This window comes from Acetobacter tropicalis, from assembly GCF_001580915.1.
GTDB classification, from domain to species: domain Bacteria; phylum Pseudomonadota; class Alphaproteobacteria; order Acetobacterales; family Acetobacteraceae; genus Acetobacter; species Acetobacter tropicalis.
In genome coordinates this window covers 1-15,623 of the sequence record NZ_LHZQ01000219.1, presented here as the reverse complement: position 1 = coordinate 15,623, position 15,623 = coordinate 1, and the positions used below count along the sequence as shown (strand labels likewise).

General features: G+C 51.7%; 14 protein-coding genes, 1 tRNA gene and 1 pseudogene. 12 read left to right on the top strand and 4 right to left on the bottom strand.

Translation table 11 applies throughout. The features are described 5' to 3' along the window. Positions 1-4: 4 nt before the first annotated feature. The 3 genes from AD944_RS13095 to AD944_RS13085 form a co-directional block, all read right to left on the bottom strand. Positions 5-499 carry a MarR family winged helix-turn-helix transcriptional regulator gene (locus AD944_RS13095; protein ID WP_045542524.1) on the bottom strand — a complete coding sequence of 165 codons (495 nt, stop codon included), beginning with the start codon at positions 497-499 and terminating at the stop codon, positions 5-7. Between the two features lie 142 nt (positions 500-641). Beyond that, entirely contained in the window at positions 642-1,067 is a 426-nt protein-coding gene (locus AD944_RS13090) for a phage holin family protein (RefSeq protein ID WP_035382474.1), read from the bottom strand. A 38-nt stretch (positions 1,068-1,105) separates the two neighbouring features. Further along, positions 1,106-1,408 (bottom strand): hypothetical protein, encoded by a 303-nt coding sequence (locus AD944_RS13085; RefSeq protein WP_006560365.1) that lies wholly within the window; start codon positions 1,406-1,408, stop codon positions 1,106-1,108. Positions 1,409-1,475: 67 nt separating this feature from the next. Between AD944_RS13085 and AD944_RS13080 the strand changes: the two genes are divergently transcribed. From AD944_RS13080 to AD944_RS17750, 12 genes and pseudogenes are all read left to right on the top strand, one after another. Further along, on the top strand, positions 1,476-2,600 hold the full coding sequence (locus tag AD944_RS13080) for an ABC transporter ATP-binding protein (RefSeq protein ID WP_045542523.1): 1,125 nt from the start codon (positions 1,476-1,478) through the stop codon (positions 2,598-2,600). A 146-nt stretch (positions 2,601-2,746) separates the two neighbouring features. Next, positions 2,747-3,736 carry an extracellular solute-binding protein gene (locus AD944_RS13075; RefSeq protein ID WP_052427181.1) on the top strand — a complete coding sequence of 330 codons (990 nt, stop codon included), beginning with the start codon at positions 2,747-2,749 and terminating at the stop codon, positions 3,734-3,736. 17 nt (positions 3,737-3,753) lie between these two features. Beyond that, the gene (locus AD944_RS13070; protein ID WP_052427180.1) at positions 3,754-4,197 is read left to right on the top strand and encodes a hypothetical protein; all 444 of its coding nucleotides are present in this window, start codon (positions 3,754-3,756) and stop codon (positions 4,195-4,197) included. 27 nt (positions 4,198-4,224) lie between these two features. Further along, complete coding sequence (locus tag AD944_RS13065; RefSeq protein ID WP_045542522.1) at positions 4,225-4,740, top strand: YcgN family cysteine cluster protein; 516 nt, start codon at positions 4,225-4,227, stop codon at positions 4,738-4,740. 38 nt (positions 4,741-4,778) lie between these two features. Beyond that, entirely contained in the window at positions 4,779-5,495 is a 717-nt protein-coding gene (locus AD944_RS13060; protein ID WP_045542521.1) for a M48 family metallopeptidase, read from the top strand. Between the two features lie 102 nt (positions 5,496-5,597). Continuing rightward, positions 5,598-5,680, top strand: a tRNA-Leu gene (locus tag AD944_RS13055). 94 nt (positions 5,681-5,774) lie between these two features. After that, positions 5,775-7,397, top strand: a complete 1,623-nt coding sequence (locus tag AD944_RS16475; RefSeq protein ID WP_045542520.1) for a site-specific integrase — start codon at positions 5,775-5,777, stop codon at positions 7,395-7,397. A gap of 343 nt (positions 7,398-7,740) precedes the next feature. Continuing rightward, positions 7,741-8,742: a glycosyltransferase gene (locus AD944_RS13045; protein WP_045542519.1), complete on the top strand. Its 1,002-nt coding sequence runs from the start codon at positions 7,741-7,743 to the stop codon at positions 8,740-8,742. A gap of 146 nt (positions 8,743-8,888) precedes the next feature. Then, a complete protein-coding gene (locus AD944_RS13040) occupies positions 8,889-10,361 on the top strand; it encodes a glycosyltransferase family 39 protein (RefSeq protein WP_052427179.1) in 1,473 nt (490 codons plus the stop codon). Between the two features lie 492 nt (positions 10,362-10,853). Then, positions 10,854-11,297: a MobC family plasmid mobilization relaxosome protein gene (locus AD944_RS13035; protein ID WP_061138864.1), complete on the top strand. Its 444-nt coding sequence runs from the start codon at positions 10,854-10,856 to the stop codon at positions 11,295-11,297. A 24-nt stretch (positions 11,298-11,321) separates the two neighbouring features. Continuing rightward, complete coding sequence (locus tag AD944_RS17510; RefSeq protein ID WP_236709230.1) at positions 11,322-13,130, top strand: hypothetical protein; 1,809 nt, start codon at positions 11,322-11,324, stop codon at positions 13,128-13,130. A 252-nt stretch (positions 13,131-13,382) separates the two neighbouring features. After that, positions 13,383-14,756 (top strand): annotated as a pseudogene (locus AD944_RS17750) (DUF6538 domain-containing protein). A 114-nt stretch (positions 14,757-14,870) separates the two neighbouring features. On the opposite strand, the gene AD944_RS16850 reads toward AD944_RS17750, so the two are convergent. Next, a complete protein-coding gene (locus AD944_RS16850) occupies positions 14,871-15,296 on the bottom strand; it encodes a hypothetical protein (RefSeq protein WP_145912841.1) in 426 nt (141 codons plus the stop codon). Positions 15,297-15,623: the final 327 nt, after the last annotated feature.

Here is a 15,623-nt window from a genome sequence, read left to right as displayed (position 1 = left end):
ACCATCACCGTGCGTGTTCTCTCTCACTTGCCGGTGGCTCTTTCTGTCCAACGGCGGCCTGTTCCACACGGTCAAAAATATGGCAGCATTGCTCCAGTTCGGCGGAAGAGACATCCGCTGTCAGACGGTTTGTCACCTCGTCAGCCGCGCGGCTGACCAGAGCGGCAACATCCCGCCCTTCTTCCGTAATACTGACAAGTTTGGAACGGCGGTCATCCTCATCAATTTCACGCACAATAAAGCCGCGTTTCTCCAGCACGTCCAGAAGCCTCACAAGCGAAGGCGCTTCCAGAGAGAGGGAGCGGGCCAGATCAGTCTGCCTGACCGGTGCCGATGAAAAATTGAGATAATAAATGGGCCGCCACGTTGCGTCCGTCAGCCCGAATTCCCGCAAATCAGCGTCAATCTCGCGCCGCCAGACGGACGCAAGACGAGCCAACCGATACCCGAAGGACCGGCGGATCTCATGACTGTTAGCGGAATCGTGGTCAGGTTCCATAAGGTGCCCATACTAGCAAGCATACAAACTGTTTGCACACTTACAAAATGTAGGGCTCATCATTCCCAGAAAAGATACTTCCCCGCCAATGCAAAATTGGAATGGAACCTATGGGCAAAGGCGGAGAGAAAAAGAAAAACGCTTAGTTTTTCTTGCGGCGCACCACATCCCACACCTTGCGGGTGCCGTGGCGGCCCAGAGAACTGGCCACTGTGGCGGTAACAGCCGCCATGGTCACAGATTCCTTCATCTGGGTCATGCAGCGGTTACGGGCAATGCGTGCATCCACTTCCGCCGTTGTCAGATAGGAACGACGGCCAAACAGCACACAGATCAGGGCAACCAGCAGATCAAGTGCAAACACCGCAAAAGCGGCGCTTACCGGACCCCAGTGGAAGGTAAAGAGGAAAAGGGCCCACAGGAGTCCATGCCCCGAGACCAGCGCAAAAAAGCCAAATACAGCGGCAACCACCAGGAACGCAGCCTGACGACCTAGCCGGATGGCCATCTGCTGCATGAGGCTTGATTGGGCATGCAGGGCTGACCTGCCAAGTTCAAAGATACGCATGGACTCCGAGACTACCTTCGTTCAGATCACGTTACGCTTCAGCGTGACAACCGACCGAGGATAAAGCCCACAACACCAGAAATGGCGATAGAGACCAGAGAGGACGGACCACGCGTCTGCTTGGAAATATCATTGCGCGCATGATTGGCCAGTTCACGCGCATTGGCAACCGCCTGCTCAGTCAAATTCTCGGCTTTGCCACCAGCGTTCGTCAGCGCAGGCACAATATGTTTGGTGATCAGACGTTCAACATGCGCCTTTACCGCTTCAATTTCGTCGCGGGCCGTTTCTGCTGCATTTTCACCTGCAGCCTTTACATCCTTGAGTTTATCAGAAGACATGGAAAACCCTATTCGCTCTAGAACTATTGAAGATATCCTTTTAACGGATCGGTAAGGACATCGTTGCATGCATACAACGCATGGCTCGCCACCGCCAATGGCGCTTTTCAACTTTACGTATCATCCAACCGCGCCGGGGCTGACTTTTTCTGTCCAGGCGGGACGGTGCGTCGCTCTTTTGGGAATCGGCGAAAGATCTCAGGATCTTGCGTCTCTTTCTCTCGCCCTTGCGGGGCATACCCCCGCACGGACCGGAACGCTGCACGTGAGCGGGGAAGATGTCACCTCCAAACCAGCGGGCCACCGCAAGCTGGCCACCCTTGGCCAACATACGCCCCTCTTCCCCCACCTTTCGGTGGCGGAGAACTGCCTTTTCCCACTCAAGGCCAGCAATCAGCTATCCGCCAGCGCCATGCAGCATCGGGTAGCGGAAACGCTTGCCCTGACGGGGCTGGACGCAGTGCGCACCCTATTGCCCGAAAAACTGACCGCAGAGCAGGTTTTTCGCACCCAACTGGCCCGCGCCCTTATTCTCCGCCCTGAAGCTATTGTGCTGGACCATCCGTTCACCGGGCTGGATCATGCCGGTATCCTTCGCCTGATTACGCTGCTTGAAAAACTCCAGCGGGCCATTGGTCTCAGCCTGCTTCTGCTCACCCACAATCGCACGGAAGCCCTTTTACTCGGTGACCTCATTGGCGTGGTGGAAAACGGTCACCTTCTCCAGCTTGGCAATGCCCCTACACTGCTACAGCGGCCAGCCTGTGAAAGCGTTGCCGTCGCTTTTGGAGAGGCCAATGTACTGACAGGGAAAGTGCTTTATGCGGATGATGACTGCGCCGAACTCCGCCTGCCCTCCGGCGAGACTGTAGAAGCCATGGCCTCCCCTGAACTGGAAGAGCATGGTCTGGCCGCCATCTGCGTCCCACCAGATCGGCTGTCTGTGATGTTCCCCCGCACTGCCACTCTTTCAAAAGAAGACACCGAGGGCATGGTCATCGGCACACTGGTCTCGGCACGCCATCTGGGCACAATTATCCATATTCGCTTCCGCATGCAGGACGGGGGAGAGCTTATTGCCCATCGCCCACCCGTTCATACGCTCAAGGACCTTGAACCGGGCCGCGTGGCATTGCTGGCGTGGCAAACAGCAAACGCAACCGCCTTCCCGATGGACCAGAAATCAGGCTAAAGTAAATTAGAGCCCAGCCGTAACCGCGTGAGGTCACCCTGTTTTTTTCTTTCCGTCGCCCCAGACATCGTCGGTCTTCCGTTCTGGACCGCCCCCGCCAGGTTGCACCTGCCCCGCTTCTGCGGCGCAGTTTGGGGGCGTTTGTCATGGGGTTGGCGTTATTACACAGTGGAGCACAGGCCAGCACGCATTTCTCCCGTCGCACCACCCGGTCGGTAACGCCTCCTCTGCGCGTTCTGACATTTGGCGGAACAATTTCAGCAACGCAGCAGAAAATTCTGTTCAAACCTTATGCTCAGCTTCTCAAACGCCCCATAACCACAACCTCGTGGGACGGCGAAATTGACGCCCTGCGCAAACAGGAAACCGTTGCCCCCCATCGCTGGGCCGCAGTGATGATGGAAGACAGCAGCCTACAAATCAGCTGCTCTCTCGGCCTGCTGGCGCGAGACCCCACGGACAGCTCTAACAATAGCTGTGGACAACCTTCCGCCGCCATTGATTTTGCCATGACGTGGGACCGCTCCCGCTTTGAGACCACCCCCACATGGGCCGATTTCTGGGATGTTGCCCGCCACCCCGGACGCCGCAGCCTCCGACGAGACCCCCGCACCACTCTGGAAATTGCACTCCTGGCGGATGGTGTGCAGCCCGAAGCCCTTTACCGTGTGCTGAACAGTAATGAAGGGCTGGACCGCGCCTTTCACAAGTTGGAGCAGATCCGCCCTTATATTGTTTGGTGGTCCACCCCTGCGGAAGCCGCGCATATTCTGAAAAGCGGTGGTGCTCTTATGGGCTGTGTGCCCACAGGCGAAATTCTCAGCGCAGCCCCCGCTGAACGCTTACGGTTTGGCGTTTTCTGGTCACAGCGCCTGCAAGTCAATTACGCATGGGGCGTTCCCAAAAGCTCCGCTCAGGACAACACGGCTCTGGCGTTTACATCCTGGCTTGAGCACCCAACCCAGAAACAGGCTTTTGCCAACGCCTGGCCCTCACTCCCCTCTCTTACGGAAATCAATTCGGGCTCACCGGAGTTGCAGCACCTCCCAACGGCCATCCCGGTTGACGATGCATTCTGGAGCGCCCATCTGGCCACCATCTCCGCTCGCTTTGAGCATTGGGCCCAAGAACCCTAACCATAAAGTTTTTCCGTTTGCTGTCTTTTCCTTCTCTGTTTGCCCATACCCTTTGCACGGCCTCGGTTGGCCTGTGTCTGGCAGCGCTCCTGTCCGGCGTGGCGCTGATCATCAAGCAAGAGCAAAGAACATATGTGCTCCTGCTGCTGATTGTCCTCCCCGCCACGGCAGCTGCCGTGTTTCTGCCGTTTCTGGTGCCCAGACAGCTCCCTTCCTTCTGGGGCTCTGCTGTGCAGGGAACCCTCCTCAGTCCGCTTCTTGCAGTGACGCCACTTGTCCGGTTGATAAACATTCCCTCAACATGGACGCTTACCGCGCAAGAGCTTGGCGCAAATGGCCAGATGCGCCTTCGCTTTCTATGGCTGCCACTACTCAGGAAGCCTCTCCTGCTCAGTTTGCTTCTTGCTTTTGTTCTCGGGCTGACGGGCGCGGTCTGTCTCTTGAAGGCTTCTCTTCCCTGAGCAGCCAAGGCAGTTTATTCTAGGGAAATGACACGTTCTCCGGCTCCCGCGCCATTCTGGGAAACCACCGCTCTGCAAGACATGACCACATCACAGTGGGAATCCCTCTGTGATGGCTGTGGACGATGCTGCCTGCATAAACTCCGTGATGAAGACACGGACGAAATTCATTGTACCTCTGTTGCCTGCCGCCTGCTTGATGTTTCCACGTGTCGGTGCACAGACTACGCACACCGTCACCGCAAAGTGCAGGACTGCATCACCCTCACGCCGGAGATGGTTGCAGGGCTGGACTGGCTTCCTCCTGATTGCGCTTACCGCCGCCTGTCTGAAGGACGCTCTCTGCCTGCGTGGCATCCATTACTGACCGGTAGGGCCGAAACTGTGATAGAAGCAGGAGCATCAGCAGCGGGGCGATGTGTCAGTGAACGCAAGGCTGGAAATCTGGAAGACTACGTGGTTACGTGGCCGGGAGAACCTGCTCAACCGGTTACAGGACACCAGCGCCCAGCCGTGCGCCGTGTCTCCACCAGAAAAAGCTAGTTTTCTCTGCTCTCATCGGGACGGAGCGTCGCTCTAATATGGCAGCTCCCCGTACAACTTCTACACACACCGAAACTGTTCTGCTCGGAAACACTGCTGTCCCCATCCTCTGGCGGCCTTCCTCACGCGCACGCCGCCTCTCTGTCCGTATTGATCCCAAACGGCAGGCAGTGATTGTCAGCTATCCTCCTGCTTTTCCCAAACAGCGCGCTCTTCTGTTCTTACAGAACCAATCTCACTGGATCACCTCCCGGCTGACACTTCTGACCCAAGCCCCTCTGTTTGCGCCGAACAGCATCATTCCCATTTGCGGTATCCCTCATACCATCGTCCACCATCCTCACGCACGAGGAGGGGCGTGGTTGGAGAACACAACGCTTGTTGTGACCGGGGAGGAAGATTTTATCGGCCGACGCGTGGCGGATTTTCTGAAAAAACATGCACACACTATTTTAGGGCAGGAACTGCGCACTCTTGCACAAAGATCTGAACTTCATCCGTCCCGACTGGATATAAGAGACACTTCCAGCCGATGGGGCAGTTGCAGCAGTTCAGGACGCATCATGCTCTCCTGGCGGCTGGTCATGGCGGCGCATCCAGTGCAGCACTACCTTATTGCGCATGAACTCGCACACCTGAAACACATGAATCACAGTCCTGCTTTCTGGACTTTGGTGGACACATTAACCCCCCACCGACGACAGGCCGAAGCGTGGCTGAAACAACACGGCAACCAGTTGTTGAGCGCCCGCTGAAAACCACCCCTTGCCGCCGCGCCGCATCATGCTAAAAACCCAACTCAACAACGCCTCATGCCGGGCGGGCCCGACACACTTCCAACGGCCCCAGCCCTCTAAGCGAACTTGGCGGAATGGTAGACGCAGGAGACTTAAAATCTCCAGCCCGTAAGGGCGTGCGGGTTCGAGTCCCGCAGTTCGCATACATTAAGGCATTGATTTCATTGAGAAAACCTGAAAGCGGTGAAGTGTAAACCCGCTTCTCCACAGTCCTTCTCCAAACTGGAGAAGTTCTCAATGCTGGCTCTCGTGGGCACCCACTACCATTTCCGCCGCGTCGTCCCCGTTGCCTTGCGCCCCCTCTTCGGCAAAACTGAATTCTGGATTTCCCTCAAAACGGGAAGCAAACCAGAAGCCCGCCTCTCGGCCATGGCTCTTCATGCCCAGACCAGCGCGCTTTTCAGGACGGCCCGCCTTATGACTGACCCAACCCAGAAGAAACCCATCACCAAAGACGACCTTCTGGCGCTGTATCAAGACATCATCAAAAAGCAGAAAGAGGTCATAGAGACCAACGAGCGGCATGCCGCAGAACAGCTCAAACTTGAGCGCTACCGGGCCAGCATGACCCGCTATGAAGACCTTCTCAAGACAAGAGCCTTCATCACCTATTCCTCAGAGGCCCTGGAACAGCTCAATCAGAACATGACCAGGCTGCGACAGGACATGATAACGGGCACAGCGCAGGACAAAGCCAGCCTTGCCCGCAAGACCGAAGAAATAGACCGGCTTCATGCGACCCTGGTCAAACTGTTCCAGACTGGCCCGGCTTTGTCTCAGGCCCCCGGCGCTGTGCCGCCGTCCCACCAGTTAGCCTCACCCACCCCCACGCCGACTGCCCCATCCTCTCCCCGCCTGACAGAAGCCCTTCAGCTTGCCGTGCTGGCGGATAGTCAGAAGAGTGAGGCCACCAAGAAAGAGACCGCCCGCACGGTGGCGCTGTTTGTTCAGGCTTTTGGCGATAAGCCGGTTAAAGAAATTACCGGGCGGGTTGTCGGGGAATTTCGGGACCTGCTGTTCTCTCTCCCCTCCTCCTACGCCAAGAGCAAGCAGGACCTGGATTTAAACGCAGAAGTTGAACGGGCACAGGAACTTGACCTCCCCACACTCAGTGGCAAGAGCGTGAAAAACCACTTCATGCGCCTCTCAGCCCTCTGGAACCAGCTACTCCGCCGCGAGATTGCAGACAAGAACCCGTGGAGCAACTGGGACTTTGACCTGACCAGGCGCAATCCACGCAGGGCATGGACTGATGACGAACTGGCCCTGCTTTCCTCTTCACCATGGACGTGCAGCACCATCTCGCAAGCCACCTTTGCAGGCATTACACTGGTCGCCGCCTATAGCGGTATGAGGCTGGGAGAAATCTGCAACCTGCGCAATGAGGATGTTCAGGAGGTTGACGGTATCCCCTGTTTCCTTATCCGTCCTCACCCCGAAGACAAGTGGGCTCCCAAGACGGAAGCGGGCACCCGTAACGTGCCCATCCATAGTGCCTTGCTGGACTGGGGTATTCTGGATTTCAGGAAAAACGGCGAGAAATTTCTGTTCCCGGAGCTGAAAACACCCAAAAGCGGCCCGCGTGGCACTGACTTTGGCCGGAACTTCTCCAAATTCAAAATGACCATAGGTCTTCCGGCTGCCATTACGTTCCATAGTTTCCGGCACACGGTATCCACCCGTCTTCGTAATCAGACAGGAGACCTCAGAGAACTCTGGATTGATGCCCTGCTTGGTCATGAAGCCAGCCATAAGAGCCAGGGGGCCACAACTTACCTCTCAGGCATTGCAACGGAAAATCTCAAGCAGACCGTGGAAGCTATAAGCTATCCGACACTCAGCTTGAGACGGAGTCTATGACTATTTAAGAGGAAGTTGGTGTCTGGCCGCGTAGCGAAGCAAAATACCAATAAGCTGGAGGGTTCTAAAAACCCCTATTTTGATTTTTCTAATAGTAGCAATATCAACGGATTACGATTTTTATACAGGGGGAAAAGAGGGTTTCTAGAACCCTCCAGCTTGCTTCGAGGACGAGCCGCCTCGACCAAAGCTTCCCAGATCATCCACGCCTCATTCGTGAAAGTGCCTCCTTCCACCACCTCTACGATACAGGAAGAATTTAAAGCACTAATAGGGCCTAGACCTATTGAAGAACATGTATCAAAAGAGACACAATGAGAGAACAGATTACGGATGAGTTACCATGATTCCCGCATATGTCCATTTTTGTTGGATCGGCTCAAAGTTGCCGTGGGCATATGTCTATGCCGCATTGTCAGCCGCTGACACCGGGGGAATGGAACGTATTTATTTCCATTGCACCGACGAACTAGAAGACGGTCCACAAAAACGAGCACTCACGAGCAATCCGAAAATCATTTTATCTCGTTTGAACCCAGAATATGAGCTCACGATAATAGAAAACCTGCTAGGAATTTCGTCTGGAAGAATACTTGATATTTACAATACGACAACAACACCTGTTCAGCGCGCCAATATCCTCCGTATAGCCATTCTCTATCGCTATGGTGGCATCTATCTAGATACAGACACTATAACAACGGCCTCTCTCCGTCCACTTTTAGCTGATGGGACTCCATTTATTGGCGCGGAGCGTATTGTCTGGCCGCCAGGGGTAAAAGAATCCAAATCAATTAGAGTAATTGCTCGTCATAGAACTCTATCTTTGATCAGGAAAATCTTCCGGCATATCCCCAAAGGATGGAAAGGCTTTCGCCCGCTTGAAGTCTTCTTTCCATTGGGCCTGAATAACGCCGTCATTGGCGCACCGCCAAATGATCAATGGCATGGTGACTGCCTTCAGGAAATGGTTAATCTACCAGATGAAAAAAAGTTCAAGCGTTTTGCTCTAGGAACTCACTTGATGCATAGAGTAGCCTTAGACGCAAAAAATCTGAAAATTTATAATCCCTCGGTATTTTATCCAGTTCCTCCTGAAATATCAGAACACATTTTTGAAAAGACTAAAATAGTCAATCCCTATGATATTATTTATCCTGAGACTTGTATTGTACACTGGTATGCATCAGTTCGTACCAAAGAGCGCGTTAATCTGATAAGTCCATCCTATATTCACGACCACAAAGAGCAAGATTACTTCAGCGCACTCGTAGCCGCATCGATCCAAAACCTTCCCAATAACGATGGCAATTTTAACAGTGTGGGAGCATCAAAAGCGGCGTAGGTGGAGCATTAGTGCTTCACCTACTCTAAATAGGATGAGAAAGTATATTGGCCGCTTCATTTTAGCGCCTAATATATATTAATGAATTACTGCATTCTGAAATTATCATTAGAGAATGCATCTTGAAAAATCCAGGAATATAAATCGTGCCACAAGAAAAGAATAATATTCATACCCCCTATATTAAATGGGAATTTCTTTTTTTTCATAAGAAAAATAGCGATTTTACCTTAAAATATATAATAACACCAGCTATTTTTATTTATGTTTTAAGCTATGCCCTTGTGCCATTTAGCAACGGGGATCCCGCCTTTTACTCTATTGTGGGACGCGGGTTGGTACGAGACCATATCCTTCCGTATCATTATGCGTTTGATCATAAACCGCTTGGTAATTACATATTCTATGGGATATGGGACTGCCTTATACCTTTTTATTCAGGTAAATTTACCCTTTTAGCTATTACCCTGAGCGCGATTTTTGTCGGTTTATGCCGCATCTTTGGTAACTTTTCCCAATGGACGGCCTTTATCCTGCTGACAATCGGCGGTTCCATTTTTGACGTAATGTCCGGCAATTCGGAGCTTGTTGTGGTTACAGGAGAGGCTTTATGCCTATCCTTAATGCTTAGAGGCATACAAAAAAACAGAAATTCACTTTTTTTCCTAGCTGGTATTGTCGCTTCGTTTATAATTAATGTAAATTATCTTGCGGCTGTCTGTCTTTTAGGGCCAGTGGCTTTTTTGCTCTTATCTCCTGGATGGTTTCGTATTTCTCGTAGCTTTTCAGTTGTGATCGGTGGCTTGGTAGGCTTAGGGCTACTGTTCTCGCCTTATTTGATGCCGGAGAACGGGTCTTTATATGCATATTTTTCTATGCAGCACGAATTCTTACGTCACTATAGTGGGACGACACGTGAGCGTATTCGCTGCCTGCTTTTGGTGGGCTTCTATGTTTTTCTAATGTGGCCAGTATTGGCCGCATGGTATCGGCGCTTCCCTATGTTAGGTTGGACACAAACCAGCAGAAAAAATTTTGTTCTGCCATTGTGGTTTTTATCATCTATACCTGCGACATTATTGTCTGGCCATCCATTTGACCATTATTTTCAGCTATGCTTTGCTCCTGCAGTCATCATGTGGGCCATTCTATTGAAGCAGGATGTCGTTTTTACACGATACGCTTTTATTCCGTTCTTTATGGTAGCGTCTTTTTCTATAACTCATAACACCTTAAACAATTTCAAAGATAGATTCTATCATAGCCAAGTCGATTATGCCGCGATTAGCAAGGAAGTCGGGCAGAGAAAGGTTCTAAATATTAGAGCTTACCAGACGGTATTTTATCTGTCTGACCTCAAGCCATTTGATATTTATCTATTCAGAGACCACATTGATGTTCTTTACGGTCGGAACGCAGGACTTCATTATATGGATGATCTTCAGCGTCAGCCTCCTTATGTTGTGATGTCCTACGACGCATGCGAACGGCACGAGGTAGAGATGCCTGTATGTCAGTGGGTTCAGACCCATTATCAGTTGATTTACTCGGTCAACGTCCGACGCTCAAAGCCTAATAAGCTTTCTCTATCCCTTTATAAGTTGGTTCATTCTGGTTAATTGAATAATAAGTTGGATAGGGAAAAGTTTTATTATCGTCCAAACACCGTATGTGCTTTCCAGCAGAATTACATCATGGATGTTTAGGCGCATTATTCCTAAATGAGTTCAAACATCACTTGGAGTCATATCCTTTGATGTGAACGTTGAAACTCACTCTTTGGATATTTAACCTTGCGAAGAAAATAAGCAATGAATGACAACCTCGAAGACATAGACTTTGTCCGTGCAGATGAAATCGACGATAGCGCGGTAAGAAACCCTTTACCTCATGTCTATCTGCAACAAAGCGAGTTTGTCTTAGGTTCAGTTTAGGAAATCTCCTCCTTCGTCTGGAAACCCTTCTTATTTTTTATGGATGAACCCTAAACACAGCAGGTCTACCTATGTCAGGGCATTATCTTTCTGCTTGTTAAAAGCGTGTTCTTTTTTCGTTCCTCGCATGAAAATAGATTACCTTAGCCTCCATGGGGTTCTGGTCAGGAGCCAGCAGTGTCCAATGGCTACCCGTTGGGTGCCTTGGACAAGCTGGCAAGGGGGAGTGCCTCCCCCGTTGACCCCCACACTATGGAGACTGAAACCATGCCTGAAATCCGAACGTCCCGCCTCTCCGTCAGGGCCAGACCTGACGAACTCGACCGATGGCAAGTCGTCGCCAGACGGGCCGGGCACCATACTACCGCCGCGTGGATACGCGCTTTGTTGCATGATGCCGAGTTCGCAGGCGAGGAAGGCGACCGGCTCCTTGCTGAACTCAGAGGCCTACGGGGTGACCTTGCCCGCATTGGTAACAACCTCAACCAGTTAGCCCATGCCGCCAACCGTGATGAGGCTGTCGCCTGTGCCGCCACCCTGGACGACATCGACGCCCTGAAAGACCGGACGGACAGGCTGTTGAGCCGTATCCGTCCTGCCTCCCGGCAAACGATACATTGACCCTGCCCTCACAGATGTGTGGCCATGATTGTCAAGGAAACCCGCATCAAGACGGGCAGCGGCCATAAAGCCCTTGCCGCCCATGTCTTGCGGGGGGAGAAGAACGAAGCCATTCTGTTGTTTGAAGGCAGCGAATACTGGCTTAAAGACTGGGTGAAGGAAGCCAAACGTGAAGGCCTGACCTATGGCCTCCGTCATATCGCCTTCAATCCCGAACAGGTCATGACAGACCCTGAACTGTCAGGCTTTGCTGACCGGCTTTGTGAGGAACTTGGAGCGAATAAAGCCTCTCGCACCCTTATCCTTCACCAGAAAGACGGCAAGAGGCACGGGCATCTTATTCTGCCGGAATGGCAGCATGACCATGTGCTGAGTAGCCGCTTCTCCTATATGCGACTGGAGAAGGTCGCCCGCTTAGAAGAAATCCGGCTCGGACACCCGTTAACGGCAGGGCGTCATGATGCAGCCATTGCCAATGCCTTGCGCAAAGAGGGTAAACAGAGCGAAGCCGAACTGGTGGAAGCCCTCATACCAGGGGATGCCTCCCTCCCCCGTGCAGCATACACCTCACAGGCACGCCGCATGACAGAACGGCAGGCAGTGGATTTACCGGCTTTGAAGAAAGAGATTATCGCGCTCTGGCAGCGTTCCGACGAGAAGCTCCCGGCCTTCCGCCGTCTGTTACAGGAGCAGGGGCTGGTCATGCGTGAAGGCGACAGACAGGCCACCAGACCAGGGGCGCATATTATCGAGACAGCAGACGGCACCCTGATTGGCTCTTTTACCCGGCTGACAAAAACACGCATGAAAGACTTCCGTGCGCTTCTGATGCAGGAAGCCCTGCCAGCAGAAGAGCCCCGCCGTGTGCGCCCGGTTGCCGCCCGTGCCCGCCGGGTAAGCCCTCTTAGCGCCAGACCGCTCCGCGTCCTTCCACCGGAAGCGATGATCATGCCATTGCGTACAAGGCAGAGGCATCGTCCTACAGTGACCTCACTCAACCAGACCCACCACCTTAACCCCGGCTTTGCCCACTACCTGGCAGACTGGAAAAAAGAGGTGGCGCGCTGTGAACAGATTATCCGCCAGAACCCTCTGTCCGTTTATGGGCCAGTACCAACACGCGACCAGGTCTTCCAAAACGTCCTGAAAGAAACAGGGCCACTCCGCTTACAGCTTAAAAGCGCCAAGGAAACTCTCGACCTGGCGCATCAGGAACGCAAGGCAGCCTATGCGTCCCTGTTCGGGGGCCTGACCGAACGACGGAACAGAGCAGATGAGGCTTGTGAAAAGGCCATGCTTGTCCTTGCTGAAATCCTCTTCCATCTGATTGAGACCCTGCTCTATCTGTTCGGCCTGCGGGCAGAACCACCCCCGCCCCTCACCTTGCCGGTGCCGACAGAACGGGAACGCTCGTTAAAAAACTATTACAAACAGAATAGAACATACGTGGCGGTGCTTCTCGATAAAGAGAGAAGACTTGACCTGCTCCGCGTCCTTTACCGGAAATCCATGACCCGACGGCAAGAAGAGCAAAGCAAGGCTGAAACTGCCTATAAGCCAACCCTCGAAGCCGCTCAAAACCGCTTACGCCAGCTCAAGCAACTGCCTGGCCAGCACAAAGACCTTGATGAGGCCACACGAAAAGCCTTCTTCCGGGCTCAACATGCCGGGCAGCTTGAACAGGCTCTCATGATTCTCAGGGCGCAGGCCTATAAAACAACCGACCCCAGAAAGGAGTTTTTCAGGCCTGAAACAGAAGCCACAATCCGGCAAAAACCCGCACCGAACCCGCAGTTAAACCGAAAGCTCTCTTCCACCCCTTCACCGTTTTGAACGTTTTGGGAAGTCTCTTGACGAGACCTTATTTCTTCTCCAAAGTTCTTCTCATAAATCGTTACCGGGAAGGACGCCTTTTAGCGTTTTTCTTGATGAAATCATGAAGGTTTCGAACGCAACTCACCCTCTTCTCAGGGTTCGAGTCCCGCAGTTCGCACCACATACACCTGAAATAGCACGATTTTTCGGCTGAATGAGGGGCAAAGGCTGTCTTTGCTCCATCGTCCTTCCCCACTGAGGGAAGATTTTATGCTCCGAGTTAGAGGCACCACTTACCACTTCCGCCGTATCGTTCCCCCTGCCCTGCGAGCAGCCTTGAACCGGCGGGAAATCTGGGTTTCTTTAAAAACTAGCTATCAAAATGAAGCCCGCAAACGCGCTTCTTTGCTTCATGCCAGAACAACAGAATTATTCTCTCAGACCCATCTGGCCCTCTTGGAACCAGATGCTTTAAGTAGGCTTGAGGGAGTGCGGGTTTCACTGCGGGATTTGCAGAGCGTGAACCTGCCTTCATCTGCTCAGGAAACGGGGTCCTTGCCAGTTTCAGCACTGGTGCCCAAACCCCTAACAGTGAAGAAGGCAACCAAACCCGCCAAGGCTACTCCCCTTATGCTTTCGGGTGCCTTAAAACGCTTCGTGCTGGATAATCCCCATGCCAGCGCCGACACCAAAAAGGCGACCCAGCGGGCCATAGATCTTTTTCTGCAAGCATTTGGCGATGCTCCTGTGTCCATTATTGGTGGAGAAAAGGCTGGGGCGTTCCGTGACCTCCTGTTTTCCCTTCCAGCATCACTGGGCAAACGTAAAAGCAGCCTTACCCTTGAGGAAGAAGCATAGAGGGCCAGAGAGGAAGGTCTGCCAACCTTGAGTGGCAAGAGTGTTAAAAATCATATGATGCGCCTCTCTGCTCTCTGGAACCAGTTACACCAAAGGGAATTGGTCACACGCAATCCGTGGACAGGCTGGAATTTCGAGAACGGACAGAAGACCGTCAGAAGAAGCTGGACGACCAAAGAACTGGCTTTGCTGGCTTCTGCCTCATGGCATAGCACTTCGGTGCCAGAAGAGACCTTCAGGCTGGTCACATTGATTGCAGCCTATTCGGGGATGAGGCTGGGCGAAATCTGCACCTTGAGGAAAGAAGACCTCCAGAGCGTTGACGGTATCCCCTGCTTTCTTATCCGCCCCCATACCGAAACCGGCTGGGCACCCAAAACGGAAGCTGGCAATCGTGTGGTACCAGTCCATTCAAAACTGATTGAAGCTGGTGTGCTGGTGCTGAAAGAGACCACGAATGACCCTTACCTCATTTCCGGTCTGGAAACCTCGAAACAGGGTACAAGGGGCGCAGTATTGGGACGGGCTTTCTCATTGCTCAAGACCCGTATTGGTCTGCCTGCTGAAATCACATTCCACTCGTTCCGGCATACTGTTTCGACACAACTCAGAAACGCCCATACAGATATCCGAGAGGTGTGGATTGACCGCCTACTTGGTCATGAAGCAACCCATAAGAGCCAAGGAACGACTACCTATCTGACCGGCATTTCAACTGCCAATCTGCAACAAACCATAGAGGCAATAAGCTACTCCGAAACAGCCTTCAAAAAGATACCGTTTTAAAGGGAGCCAGCAGTGTCGAATGGCTACCCAAAGTAGCATTCGACAGCTGACAAGGGGGAGAAATCTCCCCCCTTGACCCCCAAAAAGACAGATCAAAATAAAAATGTTGATTTTTCATTTTATATTTTCATCTATCTCACATTTTCCTTTTTCATCTTTTGTGATTTCAGTGGCTGTTATAGCTATATCTCTAAAATTACCTGTATCTTCCTCAAATATAATATTTTCCGAAGATGGGTTTTCGTCTGCAATATCTTTTGAAACAGCAATCAAAGTGCGATGTTTTTTTATGTCGGCAGGAGAATTATCATTTAAACCAACCACGATACGATAAGGCTCAGTAGTTGCTGCAAAAAAGTCTTCCATTTTATTACTATTCTTTTGATACAATAGTACTAGTGTTTTTCCTTTATCATCTTCTCTTATCGCAAATCGTTCAATTCTATTTCCACCGTAAGCACACACTAAACCGACCGCGAAAGCTGGCGTAAAAAAAGAAAAAGAGATAAGAATACTCAATAGAAACGAGAATGAGCGCATTTCCACACCATAATTTATAAAATTTATTATCTTTTTATGATTTAAGAAAAGTCAATAATTTTTCGGTAGACACTTCTAATTGTAAATTCTCTTGCTTATTTTCCTCACCCCAGAGAACCTGTGATTCAAATCAATTAACAGATTGCCCACTATTTTACTGATAACTTGACTGCCCCACGGGTTTGCCCGCAGAGTGAACCCGCAGTCACCATGCGAAGGATGATTTCATCTGAAATTATCGTTCTATTTCAATGGTTTGTCTGATTGGTTACGACCAAAGCGAGCGGGTTCGACGCCCATTTCTCACAGATCATGTAATTTTAGGAC